Annotated in this window: 14 protein-coding genes; 13 read left to right on the forward strand and 1 reads right to left on the reverse strand. The window is 77.7% G+C overall.

The window, feature by feature from the left end; genetic code table 11:
- The first annotated feature begins 29 nt into the window (after nucleotides 1-29).
- Together MCM47_RS15010 and MCM47_RS15015 are read left to right on the forward strand one after the other, a co-directional pair.
- Nucleotides 30-389, forward strand: coding sequence for a hypothetical protein (locus MCM47_RS15010; RefSeq protein WP_238862082.1), 360 nt, complete (start codon nucleotides 30-32; stop codon nucleotides 387-389).
- A gap of 197 nt (nucleotides 390-586) precedes the next feature.
- Entirely contained in the window at nucleotides 587-1,330 is a 744-nt protein-coding gene (locus tag MCM47_RS15015; protein WP_238862083.1) for a LuxR family transcriptional regulator, read from the forward strand.
- Between the two features lie 78 nt (nucleotides 1,331-1,408).
- On the opposite strand, the gene MCM47_RS42575 is transcribed toward MCM47_RS15015, so the two are convergent.
- Nucleotides 1,409-2,797 (reverse strand): ricin-type beta-trefoil lectin domain protein, encoded by a 1,389-nt coding sequence (locus MCM47_RS42575; RefSeq protein WP_305067979.1) that lies wholly within the window; start codon nucleotides 2,795-2,797, stop codon nucleotides 1,409-1,411.
- 364 nt (nucleotides 2,798-3,161) lie between these two features.
- Between MCM47_RS42575 and eccCa the strand changes: the two genes are divergently transcribed.
- From eccCa to MCM47_RS15075, 11 genes are all read left to right on the forward strand, one after another.
- Nucleotides 3,162-7,175: a type VII secretion protein EccCa gene (gene eccCa, locus MCM47_RS15025; protein ID WP_238862084.1), complete on the forward strand. Its 4,014-nt coding sequence runs from the start codon at nucleotides 3,162-3,164 to the stop codon at nucleotides 7,173-7,175.
- On the forward strand, nucleotides 7,172-8,566 hold the full coding sequence (eccD, locus tag MCM47_RS15030) for a type VII secretion integral membrane protein EccD (protein WP_238862085.1): 1,395 nt from the start codon (nucleotides 7,172-7,174) through the stop codon (nucleotides 8,564-8,566). The genes eccCa and eccD overlap by 4 nt, the downstream gene beginning before the upstream one ends.
- 13 nt (nucleotides 8,567-8,579) lie before the next feature.
- Nucleotides 8,580-9,956, forward strand: coding sequence for a type VII secretion protein EccB (gene eccB / locus MCM47_RS15035; RefSeq protein WP_238862086.1), 1,377 nt, complete (start codon nucleotides 8,580-8,582; stop codon nucleotides 9,954-9,956).
- The gene (locus MCM47_RS15040; RefSeq protein ID WP_238862087.1) at nucleotides 9,953-12,568 is read left to right on the forward strand and encodes a hypothetical protein; all 2,616 of its coding nucleotides are present in this window, start codon (nucleotides 9,953-9,955) and stop codon (nucleotides 12,566-12,568) included. Before eccB ends, MCM47_RS15040 begins: the two co-directional genes overlap by 4 nt.
- A complete protein-coding gene (locus MCM47_RS15045; RefSeq protein WP_238862088.1) occupies nucleotides 12,565-15,852 on the forward strand; it encodes a right-handed parallel beta-helix repeat-containing protein in 3,288 nt (1,095 codons plus the stop codon). The genes MCM47_RS15040 and MCM47_RS15045 overlap by 4 nt, the downstream gene beginning before the upstream one ends.
- Nucleotides 15,853-16,008: 156 nt before the next feature.
- Complete coding sequence (locus MCM47_RS15050) at nucleotides 16,009-16,341, forward strand: WXG100 family type VII secretion target (RefSeq protein WP_238862089.1); 333 nt, start codon at nucleotides 16,009-16,011, stop codon at nucleotides 16,339-16,341.
- Nucleotides 16,342-16,397: 56 nt separating this feature from the next.
- Nucleotides 16,398-16,688 (forward strand): WXG100 family type VII secretion target, encoded by a 291-nt coding sequence (locus MCM47_RS15055; RefSeq protein ID WP_238862090.1) that lies wholly within the window; start codon nucleotides 16,398-16,400, stop codon nucleotides 16,686-16,688.
- A gap of 1 nt (nucleotide 16,689) precedes the next feature.
- The gene (locus tag MCM47_RS15060; RefSeq protein WP_238862091.1) at nucleotides 16,690-17,373 is read left to right on the forward strand and encodes a hypothetical protein; all 684 of its coding nucleotides are present in this window, start codon (nucleotides 16,690-16,692) and stop codon (nucleotides 17,371-17,373) included.
- A gap of 56 nt (nucleotides 17,374-17,429) precedes the next feature.
- Nucleotides 17,430-19,856, forward strand: a complete 2,427-nt coding sequence (locus MCM47_RS15065; protein WP_238862092.1) for a WXG100 family type VII secretion target — start codon at nucleotides 17,430-17,432, stop codon at nucleotides 19,854-19,856.
- Nucleotides 19,857-19,935: 79 nt separating this feature from the next.
- Complete coding sequence (locus MCM47_RS15070; protein WP_238862093.1) at nucleotides 19,936-20,367, forward strand: YbaB/EbfC family nucleoid-associated protein; 432 nt, start codon at nucleotides 19,936-19,938, stop codon at nucleotides 20,365-20,367.
- Nucleotides 20,360-20,743: a WXG100 family type VII secretion target gene (locus tag MCM47_RS15075; protein ID WP_238862094.1), complete on the forward strand. Its 384-nt coding sequence runs from the start codon at nucleotides 20,360-20,362 to the stop codon at nucleotides 20,741-20,743. Before MCM47_RS15070 ends, MCM47_RS15075 begins: the two co-directional genes overlap by 8 nt.
- Nucleotides 20,744-20,768 lie beyond the last annotated feature (25 nt).

The following is a 20,768-nucleotide window of genomic DNA, read 5'->3' on the forward strand; positions in this document are numbered from 1 at the left end:
ACCTGACCACCACTCACCCGGGAGACCCGATGCGCCCGAACCGAACCATGCTGCGCCGCGCGACCACCGCCGCCGGCTGCACCGTTGCCGCCCTCGCCGCCGTCCTCGTCCCGGCCGGTGCGGCCCAGGCCGCCACGCCGGGGCAGTTCACCCTCTGCTCGGACGGCTACTACGGCTCGTACGCGGAGTTCCCCGACCGGCACATGGCCACCAGGATCGTGCAGCCCGGCACCTGCACCACCCTCTGGCTCTCCGGGCGGAGCAAGGACTACGTGGTGCTGCACCAGGACAACGGCGCGGTCGTCGGCAGCTTCTCCTACGACGACGCGGCCGGCGCGGGCGTCTCCACCACGGGTAACAGCTGGGCGACCGGCTGGTACCGCTGGTGACCCGACGTCACCGGACGACCGGCTCACCGGCGTAGGGCCTCTCTTGCCGGAAGAGAGCCGCTGGCCGCGTACCGCCCCGGACCCCCGCCGGGGCGGTACGCCTCTTCCCGTCCTCTTGCCAAGTGCTTTGCAAGTGGCCGGCAAGCGGTGGCCCCTACGGTGCTCGCGTCCCGAACCCTCGACGACAGGCGAGCCCCATGCCCATGACCACCGTGCCCGACCAGCGCAGCCACCGCCCCACCGAGCCCCACGCCGCGGCCTCCGCGCCGCGCGGCGGGACGGCCCGCCGGGCGGGCGGGGTGGGGGTGATCCGGTCGATCGGCGTCGCCGTGCTCGCCGGCGACCCGATCACCGGCGAGGGGACGACCCTCGGACTGCGCCGCCACCCCGGCCTGCGGCTGCTGGAGGCGGACGACCACCCGACGGCCGATGTCGCCCTGGTGGTGACCACCCGGGTCACCGAGGAGACCATGACCGGGCTGGAGGACTTCGCGGCCCGCTCGGTCAACCCCGGCCTGGGGATCGTGCTGGTCACCGAGGGCGTCCGGGAGCACCAGGTGCTGCGGGCGGTCGGTCTCGGTCTGCGCGGCGTGCTCTGGCGTCAGGAGTGCGACTTCGACCAGGTGCTGGAGGTTGTCCGCTCGGTGGCCGTCGGCGGCACCGAACTGCCGCCGACCGTGCAGGGCTGGCTGGTCGGGGGCCTGCGCGCCGTCCAGCGCGACGTGCTCGGCCCGCGCGGGCTGACCACGGCCGGGCTGGAGACCCGCGAGCTGGACGTGCTGCGGCTGCTGGCCGACGGTCTGGACACGGCCGACATCGCGCGGGAGCTGAGCTACTCCGAACGGACCATCAAGAACATCGTCAGCGGCATGATGACCAGGCTCGGCTTCCGCAACCGCACCCACGCGGTGGTGCACGCGATCCGCACGGGCGTGCTCTGAAACGGGAGCGGGAGCAGGAGCGGGTGCCGCCGGACGGCCCGGCCGGGGATGCCCGGCCGGGCCGTCCGCACGCGGGAGTCACCGCAGGTACCACTTCTGGTTGGAACCGCCCACGCAGTCCCACAGTTGGAGGCCGGTGCCGTTGGCGGTCCCGTGGTCGCGGGCGTCCACGCACTTGCCGAGACTGGTGTTGACCAGGTCGTGCGCGGCGTTGAGGGCGAACTGCTGCGCCCAGCCGCCGTTGCAGCGGGCCAGCTGGATGGTGGTGCCGGAGTCGGCCGAGGCGCCGGCGATGTCCAGGCACATCCCCATCGCCCGGACGGTGCCGTCCGGGCGGACGTCCCAGGACTGCCAGGCGGCGCCGCCGCAGTCCCACAGCCGCAGCGGGGAACCGTCCACGGCGCCGTGGGCGGACACCTCCACGCAGCGGTTGGAGTCGTACCCGGCGATCATGCGCCCGCCGGGGGCGGCCGCCGGGGCGGGTGGTGCCGCCGGGGCCGGCTGCGTCTGCGGTTGGGCGGGTGCCGGTGCGGCCGGTACGGGCTGGGCCGGGGCCGGCGCGCCGGGTGCGGGGGGTGCGGGGGGCGCGGACTTGGCGGGTGCGGCGGCGGCGGGCGGTGCGGCCGGGGCCGGGGGCTGAGCCGCCCCGCCGGGCCGGCGGTCCGGGGCTGCGGGCGCGGTCGCGGGCGCGGGCGGGGCGCCGGGCACGTTCGCCACCGGCGCGGGCTCGGCGGCGGACGCGGGGGAGCCGGACGGGGCCGGAGCGTCGGTCGCGGTGCCGGCGGGGGCCGCGGTCGGGGAGGCGGTGGCCGACGCGGAGGCGTCCGGGCTCGCCGAGGCGCCGGTGGGCGTGCTCGTGGCCGGCAGCAGCCCGGCCGCCGGCGCCGGCGGCAGGACGGCGTCCGCCGGGTGCGCAGGCGCATCGGAGCCGCCGGTCACCGAGAACGCCGTCACGGCGAGTGCCACCAGCACCGCGGCGGCCACCAGGACCCCGCCGATCCTGGCGGTGCGCTCCGGTTGTTCCTCGCCGGACGGCGCGGCCGCCGCGCCCTCCCGGGGCGGCTCGGCGAGGACCGGGCGGAACGCCGGGGCTCCGGGCGCTCCCGGCCCGTCCGTTCCCGGCCCGTCCGCCCCGGGTCCGCCGGCCGGCGGACCGTCGGCCTCCGGCGGCCCCGCCGACCCGGCCGGGCCCGCACCTCCCGCGGCGCCGCCCGGAGCGTCCTCTCCAGCAGGTGCCTCCTCCGGTGCCGCCGACCCCGTGGTGGGCGGCTCGGCCTCCGGAGCCGGTGCGGTCGCGTCGGCGTCCCCGGCCTCCTCGCCCTCCCAGGGCAGCGACCGGTCCCAGAGCGCACCACCCGCGCCCCCGCCGGCCGGCCCGGGCCCGCCGCCTGCCGACGCCTCGTCAGGCTCCCCAGGCCGTCCGGCGGACGCGCCGGACCGCTCCTTGGACGGTGTCTCGCGTTCCATCTCTCAGCTCCACTCCTCGTCGGGCCCGCACACCCGCGTCGCGCCCGCGCGCGACGCGTGGGCCCCGGGCCGCCGCCATTGAACCGGCGGCCGGCCCGCCGGTCCCGGCCCCGGGGCGGACGAGGCCCCTGCGCACCGGAATCGGTGCCTCAAGGTGCAACCCGGCCACCCCCGGCGCGTCGCCGCGCGCCCGCGGCTCCCCGGTGGCCCGCTGCACCATCGGACACCGTTCCTGGGCCGCCGGGACAGAGAACGCCCCGCGCGGCGCGGACGGCCCGCCGGCCGCTCCTAGGCTGCGATCCGGAGCGAACCGCCGGCCGGCTGCCGGAGCCCGGCTCGCCGGAGAGACGGAAGAGGACCCGATGTGAGCACCGCGGTCGTGAAGCGCCCACCACGCGCCGAGGGCCCGCGCCCCCCGGAGGAACAGGTCGAGCTGGCCGAGCCCCCCGTGCTGGGCGAACCGGCCGCCGCGGACTTCGGCTCCGCCCTGACCTACCTGCCGATGGGACTGGGCACCGGGGCGATGGTGCTGATGTTCTCCGTCGGCAACGGCGGCACCGCCATGTACGCGATGTCCGGGATGATGGGCGTGGCCATGGTCAGCATGACCCTGGTCCAGATCGGCCGGCCCGGCGCCGAACGCCGCCGCAGGATCCGCGCCGAGCGCCGCGACTACCTGCGCTACCTCGGCCAGAAGCGCCGGCAGGCCCGGCAGGCCGCCGACGAGCAGCGCGCCGCCCTGTCCTGGGACGAGCCGGACCCGGCCGAGCTGTGGACCCTGGCCAACGGTCCCCGGCTCTGGGAGCGCCGTCCCGGCCACGAGGACTTCGCCCGGATCCGGATCGGCACCGGTACCCGGCGCGCCGCGCTGGAGTTCCTGCCGCCCCGGACCAAACCGGTGGAGGACCTCGAACCGCTCTGCGCGGTCTCGCTGCGCCGCTTCACCGAGGCGCACCGGACGGTGCCGCACCTTCCCGTCCCGGTCGCCCTGCCGCGGTTCACCGCCGTCGAGTTCGTCGGGGACCACGACGAGGCCCTCGCCCTGGCCCGGGCCGTGGTCGGCCGGCTCGCCGTCCTCCACGCGCCCGACGACCTGCGCGTCGCGCTGCTCGCCGACGACCGCGGCCGCCGCGCCTGGGACTGGCTCAAGTGGCTGCCGCACAACGCCCACCCGCACGAGGAGGACGCCGCAGGACCGGTCCGGCTCGCCGCCGCCGACCACGACGCGCTGCTGGACCTCCTCGGCCCCGAGGTCCGCGACCGCCCGGACCACGACCCCGACGCCGTGCCCGGCCCGGCCGAGCCCTTCGTGGTCGTGGTCGCCCACGGCCTCCGGCTGCCCGAGACCTCCCGCCTGCTCGGCGCCGGCCTGCGCGGCGTCGTCCTGCTCGACCTCACCGGCACCACTCCTGGCGGCCCCCGCGTCCTGCGGCTCACCGTGCGCGACGGCCTGGTCGCCCTGCCCGCCGGCGGCGGCACCCGTACGGCGCGCGCCGACCGGCTCGGCACCGCCCAGGCCGACACCCTGGCCCGGACGCTGGCGCCGCTGCGCACCGGCGGCGGCACCGACCTGCGGGACCGCCCGCTGGATTCGGACTTCGACCTGGCCGCCCTGCTCGGCCTGCGCGACGTCCGCGGCTTCGACGTCGCCGCCGCCTGGCGCCCCCGGCAGGCCCAGGACGCCCGGCTCAAGGTGCCGATCGGCGTCACCGAGGACGGCGAGATCGTCGAACTCGACCTCAAGGAGTCCGCGCAGGGCGGCATGGGACCGCACGGCCTGCTGATCGGAGCCACCGGCTCCGGCAAGAGCGAGCTGTTGCGCACCCTGGTCGTCGGACTGGCCGCCACCCACTCCTCCGAGGTCCTCAACCTGGTGCTGGTGGACTTCAAGGGCGGCGCCACCTTCCTGGGCCTGGACCGGCTGCCGCACACCTCCGCCGTCATCACCAACCTCGCCGACGAGATCCACCTGGTCGACCGGATGCGCGACGCCATCAGCGGGGAGATGATCCGGCGCCAGGAGCTGCTGCGCGAGGCCGGCCACGCCTCGCTCTTCGAGTACGAGAAGGCACGCGCCGCCGGGGCCACCCTCGCACCGCTGCCCGCGCTGCTGATCGTGGTCGACGAGTTCTCCGAACTGCTCGCGGGCAAGCCCGAGTTCGTCGACCTGTTCGTCTCCGTCGGCCGGCTGGGCCGCAGCCTCGGCGTGCACCTGTTGCTCGCCTCGCAGCGCCTCGACGAGTCCCGGATCCACCGGGTGGAGGGCCACCTGTCCTACCGGATCGCGCTGCGCACCTTCTCCGCCATGGAATCCCGCAGCGTCATCGGCACCGCGAGCGCCTACGAACTGCCCTCCGCACCCGGCAACGGCTACCTCAAGGTCGACACCACCAACCTGGTCCGCTTCAAGGCCGCCTACGTCTCCGGCCCCGCCCCGGCGCCGCCGCACCCCGACCGGCAGGCCCGCACCGAGCGGCCCGCCCGTGAGGTCACCGCCTTCGGCCTGGAGCAGCGCGGACCGCTCTCCTCCGCCCGTGCGGAGGAGGAGGCCGCCCTGGTCTCCCTCGCCGAGCAGGCGCTGCGCGAGCGGCCCGCGGACCCGGCCGCCGCCGAGGACACCCCGGAGAGCCTGTCGGAGGCGCTGGTCGCCCGCCTGGAGGACGCCGGCCCGCCGGCCCGCCAGGTCTGGCTGCCCCCGCTGTCCACCCCGCCCAGCCTGGACCAGCTGCTCCCCGGCATCGTGCCCGACCCCGAGCGCGGCCTCGGCACCACCGACCCGCGGCTGCGCGGCGCGCTGCGGGTGCCGCTGGGCATGGTGGACCGCCCCTTCGAGCAGCTGCGCGACCTGCTGGTGGCGGACCTCTCCGGCGCCGACGGCCACGTCGGCGTCGCCGGCGCCCCGCAGACCGGCAAGTCCACCCTGCTGCGCAGCCTGATCCTCGCGCTGGCGCTCGCCCACACCCCCGCGGAGGTCCAGTTCTACTGCCTGGACTTCGGCGGCGGAGGACTCGCCTCGATCAGCGGGCTGCCGCACGTCGGCTCGGTCGCCACCCGCCTGGAGCGCGACCGGGTGCTGCGCACCGTCGAGGAGCTCCACCAGCTCCTGGAGCGGCGCGAGCAGCAGTTCACCTCGCTCGGCCTGGAGTCCATGGCCGCCCACCGGGCGCTGCGCGCCCGCGGCGAGGGCGGCGACCCGTACGGCGACGTCTTCCTGGTCGTCGACGGCTGGGCGACGCTGCGCCAGGAGTACGAGGAGGTGGAGCAGCGGGTGATGGACCTCGCCGCCCGCGGCCTGTCCTTCGGGATCCACGTGGTCGCCTCCGCGGTGCGCTGGTCCGAGCTCCGCTCGCGGCTGCGCGACCTGCTCGGCACCAAGCTCGAACTGCGGCTCGGCGATGCCATGGAATCGGAGGTGGGGTCGAAGGCCGCGGCCGCCGTCCCGCACCGCCCGGGGCACGGCCTCACGGCCACCGGCCACCACTTCCTCTCCGCGCTGCCCCGGCTCGACAGCTCCGGCCGCACCGACGACCTGACCGCCGCCACCAAGTCCGCCGTCGCCGAGATCGACGCCTTCGCCCCCGGCAGCCCGGCCCCGGGCGTCCGGCTGCTGCCCACCCGCCTGGACGCCGACCGGCTCCCCGGCCCCGGGCCCGCCGCAGACCTGGAGTTCTGCCTCGGCCTGGACGAGCAGCGGCTCGCCCCCGTCCGGCACGACTTCGGCGCCACCCCGCACCTGGCGGTGTTCGGCGACGGCGAGACCGGCAAGACCAACGCGCTGCGCCTGGCCGTCCGCGCCATCACCGCCCGCTACCGGCCCGAGGAGGCCCGCATCCTGCTGGCCGATCCCGGGCGGGGGCTGCTCAACGACGTGCCCGAGGAGTACCGGGTCGGCCTCGCCGTCGACGCCGACGGCCTCGCCCGGCTGTCCGAGAGCGCCGCGGTCTCCGTCGGAGGACGCCTGCCCGGCAGCGACGTCACGCCCGAGCAGCTCGCCCGCCGGGACTGGTGGCAGGGGCCCCGACTGTTCGTCCTGGTCGACGACTACGACCTGCTCACCGGCGCGCCCGGCGCCGCCGCCCCGACCGCCCCGCTGGTGCCGCTGCTCGCCCAGGGCGCGCACATCGGCCTCCACCTGGTCGTGGCCCGCAGCACCTCCGGCGCCATGCGCGCCGTCATGGACCCGCTGCTGCGCCGGATGTGGGAGCTCGGCAACCCCGCGCTGCTGTTCTCCTACCCCAAGGAGGAGGGCAGGTTCCTCGGGGAGGCCAGGCCCCGGACGCTGCCCGCCGGCCGCGCCCAGCTGGTCACCCGACGCACCGTCACGCTCGTCCAGACCGGCCTGGTCCCCGTACCCCCCGCCCCGACTGGAGCACGATGACCACCGCACCGCCCCCGGTGGAGGCCACCGAGGTCTGCCGGATCACCGTCGACGGCCCGACCGGCCGCGCCGACCTCGCCGTCCCCGTCACCACCACTGTCGCGGCCCTGCTGCCGGTGCTGCTGCGGGCGCTGCCCGAGCGGGCCGCCCGGCCGGACCTCCCGTGGGTCCTGCAGCGCCTCGGCGAGGAGCCGCTCGACCCGGAGGCCACCCCCGCCACCGCCGGGCTGCGCCACGGTGACGTCCTGTTGCTGCGCCCCGCCGAGGCCGCGCTGCCCGTGCCGCACTTCGACGACCTCGCCGACGGCGTCGCGCACAGCGTCGGCCGCGCCCCCGGCCGGTGGCAGCCCGACCTCACCCGGGCCCTGGCCCTGCTCCTCGCCGGAGCCGCCCTGACCGCCCTCGCCGCCGCCCTGCTCGGCGGCGGCCCGGGCCCGGCGACGGCGGCGCGCTGCTCCGCCGTCGCCGCCGTGCTCGCCGTCGGCGCCGCGGTCACCGCGCGGATGCGCGCCGAGCGCGGGGCCGTCCTGCTCGCCGGCATCGGCGCGCTCGCCTTCGCCGCACTGGCCGGACTCACCGCGCGCACCGTCCCGGACGGCGGGCACCTCCCCGACGCCACCGGCGTGCTGGCGGGAGCCGGCGCCGCGGTGGCGCTCGCCGCGCTGCTGCTCGGGGTCGGGGCTCTCCCGCTGGCGGTGCCCGGCACGGCCCTGCTGGCCGGCGTGGCCACGGCCGCCGGGGCGCTCGCGGTGCGGGCCGACTGGACGAGCCCGGTCCGCGCCGCCGCACTGGCCGCCGTCGCCCTGTTCGTCCTCGGCCACCTCGCCCCCCGGCTCGCCCTGCGCACGGCCCGGCTGCGGGTGCCGCACCTGCCGCGCGACGCCGAGGAACTGCAGCACGACACCGCCCCCGAACCGGGCGACCGGCTCGCCCGCCGGGTCACCGTCGCCACCGCCTGCCTGGACGCCGTCGCCGCGGCCTCGGCGCTCGTCCAGGCCGCCGCCGTGACGCTGCTCGTCCTGCTCGACCGCTCCTGGACCGGCTGGCTGCTGCCGGTCGCCCTCGGCAGCGCGGTGCTGCTGCGCGCCCGCGGTACGGACGGCACCGCCCAGCGCGTCCCCGCACTGCTCCTCGGCGCGTACGCCCCGGCGCTGGTCCTGGGCCTCCGCGCCGCGCCCGCGGGCCCGGCCGGCCGGACGGCCGCCGCCGCGGTGCTGCTCGGCGCCGCCGCACTGCTGCTGCTCGCCGCCTGGCGGCTGCCGCGCGCCCGGCTGCTCCCGCTCTGGGGGCACCTCGGCGACCTCGCCGAGACCGCCACCGCGATCGCGCTGCTGCCCCTGCTGCTGCAGGTGCTCGGCGCCTACGGCGCGCTGCGCGCGCTGGCCGGCTAGGGGAGGAGAAACCGTGCAGACGCGACGCGACCACGTGCAGTCCTACCAGTTCGCGGTGGGCCGGCTCGCCTCCGCCCTGGTCGGCGGGGATCCGGGGCAGGGCGACAGCCCGACCCGCCGCTCGGCCTTCGGCACCGTCCTCGGCGCCGGCGTCGCCGTCCTGCTCTGCGGCGGGTTCGCGGTGTCCGGGCTGCTGTCGCCCTCGGCCGGCACGGCGTGGCGCAAGAACGGCGCAGTGGTCGTGGAGAAGGAGACCGGCAACCGCTACGTCTACCTGGACGGCGAACTCCACCCGGCCCGCAACCAGGCCTCGGCGCTGCTGCTGGCCGCCGGCCCCGGCACGCCGGAGAGCGTCTCCGCCGGGGCACTGGCCGGGACGCCGCGCGGCGTCCCGGTCGGCATCCCGGACGCGCCCGACGCCGTGCCCGCCGCGTCCCGCCTGCTCTCCGGGAGCTGGGCGCGGTGCTTGCGGACGGACGTGACCGGTGCCCGGCCGCCTGGCGGGGCGGCGTCGGAGTCGGCGGGCGGGAAGGGCCCGGGCGGGGACGCCCGGAACGGGGCGGCCGTCGGGCAGGGCCTGGTCTTCGGCGCGGCCGCCGAGGCGCTGCCCGCGCTCGCCGCCGACCGCGCCGTACTGGTGGCGGGCCCCGACGGCGCCCGCCACCTGCTGGCCGGGGGCACCAAGTACCCGGTGCCCGCCGACTCCGCGCTGATCGCGCTCGGCCTGGACGACCGCCCGGCCGTCCCCGCCCCCGCGGACTGGCTCGCCGCGGTGCCCACCGGCCTCCCGCTGACCGCCGACCCGGTCCCCGGTGCCGGCGCCCCCGCCGGCACCGTCGCCGGGCAGGGGACGGTCACCGGCCAGCTCTTCCGCACCGGCCCGGGCCCCGACGCCCACCACTACGTCCAGCGGGCCGACGGCCTCGCCCCGGTCGGCGCCACCGAGTTCGCCCTGCTCGCGGCGGTGCCCGGCGCCGCCGCCCCGCGGACGGTCGCCCCGGCGGACATCGCCGCCGCGCCCGTCTCCGCGGACCGCTCCCTGCTCAACCGCCTCCCCGCCGTACTCGGCCTGCGTGCCCCCGACGCGGGCACGCTCTGCCTGCGGACCGCCCCCGGCGGCGCGGCCGTCGCGGTCCTCGCCCCGGTCGGCCTGCGACCGGTCGTCATGCCGCCCGGCAGCGGGCTGGTCGCCACCGCACCGGGCGGCGGGCCGGTCTACCTGATCACCGAACAGGGCACCCGCTACCCGGTCGCCGACGCCGACGCCGCCCGCGCCCTGGGTCTCGGCGACACCCACCGGGCCGTCGTGCTGCCCGCCGACGTGCTCGCGCTCCTCCCCGAGGGGCCCGCGCTCAGCCGTGCCGCCGCGGCCGTCGGGCGGCGGTCATGAGGCTGCGCCTGACCGCCGCCGCGGAGGGCGGCGCGCTGCTGGTCCACCCCAAGGGGCGGCCGGACGAACGGGCGATGGCCTTCGTCCGCGGACTCGCCCGGGACGACCTGCACACCCTGGTCGTGGTCGACCTGCCCGACGACGCCGTCGGCACCGCCTGGCCGTCGGTGGCCCGCCTGCTCGCCCCGGCCCGGTACCGCAGCCTGCGGCTGGTCTTCGGCCGCGGCGGGCGCGCGGACGTCCGGCAGGCCGCCGCCGGGATCGCCGACCGGCTCGGCCGCGAGGTGCTGGCACCCGACGGCGAGCTGACACCGACCGTCACCGGCGGACTGTTCGTCCCCGCGCACCACGGCGAGGGCTGGCTGCGCTACCGCCCGGGCCGGGCCGCCGAACGGGACTCGCAGCGGTTCCCGAAGCCGTCCTGGGAGTTCTCCGCCCCGGTCCGCCCCCGGCCGCTCGGCCCGCACGCCGTCGCCGAGCCGCTGCCCTGCGGGGTCTGGGTGCGCAGCACCCGCGCGGAACCGTCGGCCACCGACCGGCGGCGGCTGGTCGAGGCCGTCCCGGCCGACCCGGACCTGCTGCTGGTGGTCGTCGGCGGCCCCGGTGCGCCGCGGGTCGCGCTCGACGACCTGGCGCGGTTCTGGGCCACGGTGCTCCCCGGCGCCCGCCCGGCGACGCGGTTCGTGCTGCACGGCGCGCTGGACGTCCCCGACGGGACCGAACCCGGGCCGGCGCTCGCCGCCGCGCTCGGGTACCCGGTCGTCCGGTACGCGGAGCTGCCGCGCGCCGTACCGGTGGCGGGCGGCGGTGCCGGCGGCGCGGGGGTGTGGCGGCCGGAGGAGGTGCTGCACCTGCCGGCTCCGCCGCCCGCGGGCGGGACGGGGGCGCCCGTCGGGTGGTCCGCGTCCGGGGGATCCTCGGGGTCGCAGGGGTGGTCCGCGCCCGGCGGGGCCCCCGGGCCGGCGGCGGAGCCGCCGCTGTCGTCGGACGGCCCGGACGGCGGCCCGGACGGCGGCGCGGAGCCCCGTCGCGGAGCCGGGGGAGCGGCCGGGCCCGGCCCGACCGCCGTCCTGGTCTCCGGGGGGCCCGGCGGTGAGCCGGGCCCGGTGGCCCCTGCGACTCCCGCGGCTCCCGTCACTGCCACCACCGCTGACGGTCCGTTGCCGCCCTCCCGGCGCGGGCCGGTCTCCGTGGCTCCGGCGTCCTCCGACACGCCGTCGGCGGGCGGGTCGGCCGGCGACGTCCCGGCCCCGCGGGGCCCGGCGAGGCCGGCCCCGACCGGACCGGCCCGCCCGGACGGCGACGAGCCCGGTGGCCTTCCGGGTCCCGCCGATCCCACCCCGTCCGCAGCAGGCCCGTCCCCGGCGCCGGCGGTCGACCTCGCTGCGGAGCCCGACCGCGGATCCGTCCCCGGCCGGTCCCCGGCTTCGGCCGTGGTGCCGGAGGTCCGTCCGGCCGGGGCGGCCGACCACGGCTCGGTCCCCGCCGAGTCCCAGGCACGCGCCGAGGCGCCGGAGCCCGGCTCCGCCGTGGCGCCCGAGCTTCGGACGGCGACCGTCCAGCCTCCGGCGCCCGCGCCGGTGCGGGCGGAGCGGCCGGCCCGGGCGCCCGCGCCGAGCTTCCGCCTGGAGTCCGGCGGCCCGGCGCCCGTGCCGGAGCCCGCACCCGGGCCGTCCGCCACCCCAGCGCCGCCGACGCCCGCCCGGGAGCCGTCCGCGGCCGCGCGGCCCCCCGCGGCGCCGTCGGCGGAATCGGCTCCCGCCCTGATCCGGGTGCAGCCGACCCCGACCGCCGCCGCCTGCGCCGTCCCGCCCGAGCGCGGGATCGACCAGGAGCGCAACTGGGTGCGCCGCACCTTCAGCGCGCAGTTCAACGCGATCGCCGGATCGGTGTCGCGCGCGATGTCGGAGGCGCCTGGCCTGCGCGCCGCGGACCGGGCGGAGGCGGCCGCGGCGCTCACCGAGCTCGCCGCCGTCCGGCTCTACCTCGGCGGCGACACCGGCGCCGCCGACGCCGCGGTGCGCGGGGCCGCCCCCGGCGCGCACGTGCCGCTGGCGCGGTGCGTGGCCGCCGGGCTGCGCCGTCTGCCGTCCTACCGGGGGCCGGCCCTGCTGCGCACCCGGCTCACCGACGCGGAGCGGGCGCTGTACCGCGAGGGCGGACTGCTCACCGAGTGGGCGTTCTGCCACGCCCGCACCACCCTGCGGCCCGGCCCGCCCGGCGCGACCGACGTGCTGATCTGGTCGATGACGGCCCGCCGGACCGCGCTGCTCGACCCGGAGCCGCCGGACCGGGTGCTCTTCCTGCCGGGCACCGGCTTCAAGGTGCTGCGGGTGGAGGGCCGGACCGTGATGCTGCGCGAGCTGTCGCCCTCGGAGACGGCCGCCGACGGCCGGGCCGACGCGGCCCCGGCACGGCTGGACGCGTTGGCACTGGCCGCCCTGGAACGGATCCCGTCCGCGCTGGCCGGCGTCGGCACCGATGAGGGCGCCGAATGCACCGATCCGCCCGGTCTGCTGTCCGCACCCCGCCCGTCCGCACCCCGCCCGTCGGGATCTCGGACGTCCACATCCCGCCCGTCCACCTCCCCTACGGAAGGAGCCCGCCCGTGAGCAGGCAGGTCCTGCTGGTCTCGCCGGGCCGCCCGGGCGCCCACCGCTCGATCGCCGCCGCACTCGCCGAGGCGGCCGAGGGGGCGCTGATCACCGTCGCCCCCGGCCGCTACGAGGAGGTGCTGGACATCACCCGGCCGGTGACCGTGGCCGCCGGGGACGGCGGAACGGTGGAGGTGCACGCCGCCGCCGGCAGCACGGTGGTGGTGGAGGCCGAGGCGGTCCGGCTGTCCGGCCTGGTGCTCTCCGGCGAAGATCCGCAGGCGCCGGTGCTCGACCTGCGCCGGGGTCAGACCGCGCTCGACGGCTGCCGGGTCACCGGGGCGGCGTGGGCCGCCGTGCTGGTGTGGCAGGACGCCTCGCTCGCCGCGCGCGGCTGCGCGGTGGCCAACCCCGAGGGCGCCGGTGTGGTCGTCACCTCCACCGGGAGCAGCGTGCTGGAGGACACCGAAGTGGCCGACGCCGGCTCCTCGGCCGTCGTGGTCGCCGAGCGCGGGCGTCTGGAGGTCCGCGGGTGCCGGCTGCTCCGGCCCCGGGGCAACGGCGTCTGCGTCAACGGCGATGCGGCGGTCACCGTCGAGCGGACCCGGATCACCGGCAGCGGCAAGCCCGGAGTCGCCGTGGAACAGGCGGGCCGGGCGACGCTGACGGAGGTCACCGTCGAGGGCAGCGCCGCGGTGGACGCCTACCTCGCCGGCCGCGGCGAGACCACGCTCACCGGTTGCACCTTCGTCGGCTCGGCCGCCCAGGCGGTGCACATCGCGGACGGGGCGGCGCCGGTGCTGCGCGGCTGCACGGTCACCGGTGCCGCCCGCAGCGGGGTGGAGGTCGCCGGCGGCGCCCGACCGGTGCTGACGGACTGCGAGGTCACCGGGACGCCGGTCGGCCTGCGGGTGAGCGGCTCCGGAAGCACGGCCGCCGCCTCCGGCCTGACCGTGCGCGACGCCGCCACCGCCGCCGTCGTGGTGGCCGACGGGGCCGCGGCCGAACTGGACCGGCTGACCGTCACCGGTGGCCCGGGCCACGGCGTCCGGGCCGAGGGCGGCGCGCGGCTGGCCCTGCGGGAGGCGGGCATCACGCTGACCGGCGGGCACGGCGTCGAACTGGCGGGCCCGTCCACCACCGGCCGGCTCCAGACCGTGCGGATCGCCACCACCGGACGGGGCCGGGGGCTGGCCGTGCTGGACGGCGCCACGGCCCACCTGACCGCCGCCACCCTGGACGGCTGCCCGGCCCTGGTCGGAGCGGGTGCCGAACTGACTGCCCGCGAGAGCGAGTTCACCGGCTCGTCCGGCGTCGGGGTGCAGATCCTGGCGGGCGGCTCGCTCACCGCGGCGGCGTGCCGGGTCACCGGTGCGCGCGGTCACGGCGTCGAGGTCCACCCGGACGCGCGGGCCGACCTCTCCGGCTGCACCGTGGCGCACAACGGCGGCGACGGCGTGCACGCCAAGGGCGCGCCCGGGGCGGTGCGGCTCGACGGCACGGACGTCCGGGACAACGCCGCCGACCGGCCGCAGCCCGCCGCGGCCCGGGACGGCGCCGCGGCCCGGGACGGCGCCGCGGGGGACGGCGGACCGCCGTCCGCGGTCGGCGGTCCGCTCGCCGAACTCGACGCGCTGGTGGGCCTGGAGAGCGTCAAGCAGGAGGTGACCGGGCTGATCAACCTCAACCGGATGGCCAAGCGGCGGACCGAGATGGGCCTGCCGATGCCCCCGATGAGCCGCCACCTGGTCTTCGCCGGGCCGCCCGGCACCGGGAAGACCACCGTCGCCCGGCTCTACGGCGCCGTCCTCGCCGAGCTGGGAATCCTGGAACAGGGTCACATCGTGGAGGTGGCGCGCGCCGACCTGGTCGCCCAGATCATCGGCGGCACGGCCATCAAGACCACCGAGGTCTTCACCAAGGCGCTCGGCGGCGTGCTCTTCGTGGACGAGGCCTACACCCTGACCAACCAGTCCCGCGGCAGCGGGCCCGACTTCGGGCAGGAGGCCGTCGAGACGCTGATGAAGCTGATGGAGGACCACCGCGACGAAGTCGTGGTCATCGTGGCGGGCTACTCGGAGCAGATGGATCAGTTCCTCGCCTCCAACCCCGGCATGGCCTCCCGCTTCTCGCGCACCGTGGAGTTCCCCAACTACGCGCCGGATGAGCTGGTCACCATCGTCCGCGGCCTCTGCGCCAAGCACTGCTACGAGTTGACGCCGGACGCCGTGGCGGGGCTGAGCCGCTGGTTCGAGGGAGTGCCGAAGGGGCCGACCTTCGGGAACGGCCGAGTGGCCCGCCAGGTGTTCGAGTCGATGATCAGCAGCCAGGCGTCCCGGCTCGCCGCGCGGCCGCCGGCGGAGGAGGGCGAGCTCAGCCTGCTGACGGCCGCCGACGTCGCCGCCGTGCCGGGGTCGGTCGGCGCGGGGCCGGTCGGCGCGGGGCCGGTCGGCGCGGGGCTGCAGGGTGCCGCCGCCCCGGGCCCCGATGCCGCCCCCGACTCCGTTTCGAGCGCTGCGCCCGCGCCCGCGCCCGGTCCGGCCGCCGCTCCCGCCCGACACCTGGCCGCGCTGGCCGGCCTGGGCCCCGTCCGGCAGGCGCTGGCGGCCCGGCTCGACGTCCTCGCCGAACTCGGTCAGGGCACCGCGGGTCTGGCCGACGTCGTCCTGGAGGGCCTTCCCGGCAGCGGCAGACGCGCGCTGGCCGGTGCCTATGCGAGGGCGCTGGCCGGGGCCGGCGTCCTCCCGCTCGGCACCGTGGACCGGCTGGCGCTGTCGGAGGTCCCGGCCCGCTGGCCGGAGCAGCCGCGCGGCGTCCTCGCGGAGGCCTTCCAACGGGCCGCGGGTGGCGTGCTGCTGGCCGAGGTGGACCCGTCGTTCGAACGGCGCCCGGCCGCCGAAAGGGCCGCGGTGGTCGACGCGTTGGCGGCCGAGGCGGCCGGACGCGACGCGCACGGCGCCGTCCTGGTGCTCTCCGGGCACCCGCCCTACCTGATGGACCTGCTGGCCGCCCGGACCGATCTGGCCGGCACCTTCGCCGAGTACCTGCGACTGCCCGCGTACGGCGGCGCCGAACTGGCCGAACTGACGGTGCGACGGCTGGCGGTGCTGGGCTTCGAGGTCACCGAGGAGGCCCGCGCCCTGCTGGCCGGGCAGGACCCGGAGCAGGGCGCCTACGGCGCCCACCGGTTGGCCCTGCGGATCGCCGCGCGGGCCCGCACCCGCACGGTCACCGTGGCGGACCTCACCGGGGCCGGGCCGTCGAGCGAGCCGGCGGAGCCGGGCACCGCCGTCGCGGTGTGAGCCGCGCAGACCGGGCCCGTCGGGCCGGCGGAAGGCGGCCGGGTGCAGCGATCTCTGGTCGCCGGGGCAGCGGGGCCGTGATCCGCTACCGGACCGGCCGCGGGATCGACCAGCATGGCGGGCAGGCAGACCCGCCACTCCCGAGAGGACCGGCCGATGGCCAACCAGACGACCTCCGTCAGCATCGAGGGGATGCTGTCCGCCCAGGGCAACTTCCAGACCGCGCTGGACGAGGTGAACCGCACCTACACGCAGATGGCGAGCCAGATCGAGACCCTGCAGGCGAGTTGGACCGGTGAGGCGTCCAGCACCTACCTCGGCGCGATGAACACCTGGCTGCAGGACTTCGGCACCGTGCGCAGCCAGCTCGCCCTGATGCTGGAGAAGCTCCAGGCGAACACCGGCAGCTACGACACCACCCACCAGGCCACCACCGACCTGGCCTCCCAGCTCAGCAAGGGGATGGCCGCCCCGCTGCCCGGGTTCTGAGCCGCCCGCCCCCTTTCCCGTAGCGCCGCAGCCCCGCACCCCGGAGGAGTCACCTCATGAGCACCTACACCGTCAACATGAGCCAGGTCGAGTACATCGTCGGCGAGATGTCGGCGATCAGCAGCAGGCTCCAGCAGACCCTGAGCCAGCTGGACGACGGCACCACGCAGCACCTGAGCGAGTGGAGCAGCGACGCCCGCAGCACGTACGACGCCGCAAAGCTCCGCTGGGACGCCGCGGCGGCCGACATGGTCCTGCTGGCGCAGAACGCGACGACCGCGCTCGGCGGGGTCCACGACGCCTACCACTCCGGTGAGCGGTTCGGCGCGGGCCTCTGGGACCAGTGACATGTCGGAGCGCGACGAATCCTCCTCCGACCCGAACATCAACAACAACGACTACGGGGGAGGGGGCGGGACCGGGGACGAATCCGGCTCGGACTCCGGGACCGGCGGCGACCACCACTGGACCGGCGACCCCCACGTCGGCGCCGGCCACGGCACGTTCAGCGACACCGATCCGATCCTGCTGCCGACCGTGCCGCGCAACGGTGCCACCGGACCCGGCGGCACCGCGGTGAGCACGCCCTCGCTGGACCTCTTCGCCGCCAACATCGACCGGCTGATCGCGCCGATGAACGCCGTGATCACCGCGCTGGACGGCGTCTCGGTGGCCCCGGGCGCCTTCTACCACGCCAATCTGATGCGCAACAAGGTGAACGGGCCCAACGGCGACGACGGGCTGAAGAAGGACTTCGGCGATGCGCTGGCCTCGCTGGTGACCGGGCTGACCGACCTGCGGGACGGCGTCCGGTCGCTGAGCGCGAAGTACCGCACGACCGAGGAGGCCAATGCCATGACGGCCCGGGACTTCCAGCTCGCCATGACGGACGCCGTCGGCGACTTCAACGCCGTGGTGACCGCGGCCGGCGGTACCGGCGGTACCGGCAGCACCGGCAGCACCGGAACGGGCAACGGCAACGGCACCGGCACCGGCGGCACCGGCGAGGGCAACGGGAACACCCGGGCCTGACGGCCGAGCCGGCCCGGCCCGGCCGCGCGGCTCGGCGGATCGAGAGGAGAACGGGCGTGCCCGACTACAACGGCCACGGCTTCCACCAGGGCGACGACGGCGCGGTCTTCGGCAGCCCGGACGGTACGTCGACCGGGATGACGGCCGACTACGACCTGTGGGACTGGAAGCAGATCATGGCGGCCATCAACGGCATGTCCGCCGGGACCGGCTCGGACGCCAACCTCGCGCACGCCCGGGCGATCTCCGATCCGCAGTCGCTCCAGGACGCGGCCAACGTCTTCCACCGGGTGCAGCGGAGCCTGGAGGCGGTGGGCAAGAGCCTGGTCGACCAGGCCAAGGCGCTGGCCGGGGACGACGGGCCGTGGCGCGGCCCGGCCGCGGACGCCTTCCGCGACATGATGACCACCTTCTCCCGCCAGGTGCTGGCCAACGCCAAGGTGCTGTCCGGCGGTTCGACCGGCCGTCACTCGGTGCCCCAGCAGCTGGCGAACAACGCGGTCACCCTCAGGAACGCCCGGAACAAGATCGTGGAGATCGACAACCACTACGCCAACGAGGCGATCCGGATGCACGTCACGCCGATGTCCAACGGTCTCATCCCGATCAGTCAGAAGCCCGAGCTGGTCCAGATGATGAGCGAGGACATGCGGGTGGTGCTGAAGACGCTCGCCTCGCACTACCAGTTCACCGTCGACGCGATCGTCTCGCCGCAGCCGGTGCCCTCCCCGCTCAACGACCCGAACACCGCAAACGGCCCCGGAGCGGACGGCCCCGGCGGCCCGGAGCCGCTCCCGGATCCGGGAGGCCTGGGCGACGGGCTGCCCGGTGGTGGCGACCCGGTCGGCACCGAGCTGGGCGCCTTCGGCCCCGCGGGCCTCGACCCGGCCGGTCCGGATTCCGCGGGTCTGGACCCGGCCGCCCTCGATCCGACCGGCTTCGGCCCGGTGGGTGACTTCGGCGGCTCGGCGGGGCCGGACGGTGCCGGCGGGGTGGGAGACCTCGACGGGCTCGGCCTGCTCGGCCGGCCGACGCCCTTCCCCGGCGGGACCGGGCTCGGCGGCCTCGACCCGGCCGGACTCGACGGCGTGCTCCGCCCGGTCTCCTTCCCGGGGCTCGACGGCCTCGACGGCCCCGGCCGGTTCGGGGGCCTCGACGGCCTCGGCGGGGCCGGGCTCGGGGCGCTCGGCGCGCTCCCGTCGCTCGCCCTCGGCGGCCTCGGCTCCCTGCCCGGGGGACTCGGCGCGGGCCGGGCCGGCACCTCGCCGGGTCTGGCCGGCACCTCGCCGGGTCTGGCCGGTTTCCCGCGCGGCCTCGGCCTCGGCGGGCGGGTCGGCACCGGGCAGGGCGACGGCGAGGAGACCGGCACCGGGACGGTCGACGGGCTGCGCGAGGGCGCGTCCTTCGGACCGACCGCCGCAACGGCCACCGAGTCGGGCCTGCCCGCCGGTTTCGGCGGGGCCGGGATGCCCTTCATGCCCGGCATGGGCGGCGCCCCGGCAGGCCGCGGCGCGGACGGCTCGGGCGAGCGGTCCGACGCCTCCGGGTTGCTGACGCCGAGCTCCGAGCCCTGGGAGAGCGGTGCGGCCGGGGCGGACGACGAGGCCGGGGCGGCCGACGGTGCGGCGGCCGGCGGCGAGGGGCTGACGGCGGGCGGTCTGCCCTTCCTGCCCGCCGCGGCTGCCGCGCCGGCTGCGGGGCGCAGCGAGGACGGCACGGGTGTGCGCTCCGAGGCCTCCGGCCTGCTCGACCCCAGCGCCGAGCCGTGGACCGCCGCCGAGGGCGCCGGTGACGCGGTGTCGGCGGGACCACCGGCACCGGCCGTACAGCCGGGCGTCGGCCTGTTGCCGGGCTTCGGCGTGGCAGCGGCTTCGTCCGCCTCGTCCGCCTCGTCCGCGTCATCCGCCGCGGCCGCCTCCGCCCGGACGGCGGGTGCGACGGCGGGTGCAGCGGCCGGCACCGGGCCCGGTGCGGAGCGGCGTCGGGCCGAAGCGGGCAACGCGGCGGAGGCCGCCGGCGGGCAGGAGCGTCCCGGCCCCGCCCGGCCGGACGCCGCGGCCGAGCGGGCCGCCCCCCTGCCTCGGCCCGCGCCGGACGGTGGCCCGGAGGATCCGGCGCTGTGGGACCGGGGAGCGGGCGCCTTCGTCGAGCTGCTCTGGGCGGTGGGCCCCGCCCGGGACGGCCGGGGACACACCGAGGAACGGACGGCCGCCACCGACGAGGCGGCGAGCGAGCCCTGGTCCACCTGGCAGCCGGACCGCGCCGGCGCCACCGCGGCGGCCGTCGCACGGGCCGCGGCCCCGCTCGTGCTCGGGTGCGGCGAGGGGGGCCCCGAGCCGGAGCCCGAACCGGCGGAGGCGGCCGACCCGTCGGAGGCCGAGGAGCCCGCGGAACAGCGCGGCTTCGCCCACCTGCTGGTCCAGGAGGAGAGCGTCTGGGGCACCGCGCCGGACGGCCGCACCGGCACCGGCACCGCCCACTGATCGGGGCCCGGTGCGTCCGCCGCCGAGCCCGCCCACGGCCCCGGGCGAAGGCCCGACCCCACGACGAGAGGAACCCCCGGTGTCCAGCCCCTACGACGAGCAGATCGAGGACCTGCTGGCGCAGTACGAGCGCCAGCGCGCCGAGGCCGCCGAGACCAGGCGCCGGATCGCGGAGACCACCGCGACCGCCGCCGACCCCCGACAGGCCGTCAAGGTGACGGTGGGGGCCCAGGGCGAGCTCACCGCCGTGGAGTTCCCCACCGGTGCCTACCGCCGGATGGCCCCGAAGGAGCTGGCGGACCTGCTGGTCACCACCGTCGCGCGGGCCCGGGCCGAGGCCCAGGAGGCCGCCGCCGCCGTGGTGACCGGGCAGCTCCCGCCCGGCGTCACCCTCGGCGACCTGCTCCAGGGCCGGATCGATCCGACCGTGGTCCTCCCCGACGAGCCGGCCATGCCGGACGCCGTCCGGGAGTACGTGCTGCACGGGCACCCGGAGGCAGGCCGTGGCTGACCGCGTCTTCTCCGTCGACACCGAGAAGCTGGCCGCCGCCGCACCCCAGGTGCAGGAACTGGCCGGCTTGATCAGATCGGTCGGCACCCGGCTGGAGGCCCGGCTGGGCGAGCTCGGCGCCTGCTGGGGCGACGACTACACCGGCCGGGAGTTCCACCAGCAGTACGGCCAGCCGAAGGAACGGCTCACGGAGGCGATCGACGGCACCGCCGAGGTGCTGGACAGCACCGTGGACGGCATCGGGACGATGGCCAAGGGGCTCCGGCGGACGGAGGAGCAGAACGTCGAGGCGCTGCGCCCGCTCGCGGCCGGCGTCGGCGAGCTGAGCGGCGGGGACGGCCCGCGCACCGGCACGCCCCACTCCGGCCGCCGCTGACCCGACCCGGACCGACCAGGCCGCA

This window comes from Kitasatospora sp. A2-31, from assembly GCF_022288725.1.
GTDB lineage: Bacteria > Actinomycetota > Actinomycetes > Streptomycetales > Streptomycetaceae > Kitasatospora.

Coding starts and splice junctions, on each gene's coding strand:
- eccD (WP_238862085.1), top strand. CDS start 7,172: ATGACCACCGCACCGCCCCCGGTGGAGGCCACCGAGGTCTGCCGGATC.
- MCM47_RS15060 (WP_238862091.1), top strand. CDS start 16,690: ATGTCGGAGCGCGACGAATCCTCCTCCGACCCGAACATCAACAACAAC.
- MCM47_RS42575 (WP_305067979.1), bottom strand. CDS start 2,797: ATGGAACGCGAGACACCGTCCAAGGAGCGGTCCGGCGCGTCCGCCGGA.
- MCM47_RS15015 (WP_238862083.1), top strand. CDS start 587: ATGCCCATGACCACCGTGCCCGACCAGCGCAGCCACCGCCCCACCGAG.
- MCM47_RS15050 (WP_238862089.1), top strand. CDS start 16,009: ATGGCCAACCAGACGACCTCCGTCAGCATCGAGGGGATGCTGTCCGCC.
- MCM47_RS15010 (WP_238862082.1), top strand. CDS start 30: ATGCGCCCGAACCGAACCATGCTGCGCCGCGCGACCACCGCCGCCGGC.
- MCM47_RS15055 (WP_238862090.1), top strand. CDS start 16,398: ATGAGCACCTACACCGTCAACATGAGCCAGGTCGAGTACATCGTCGGC.
- MCM47_RS15040 (WP_238862087.1), top strand. CDS start 9,953: ATGAGGCTGCGCCTGACCGCCGCCGCGGAGGGCGGCGCGCTGCTGGTC.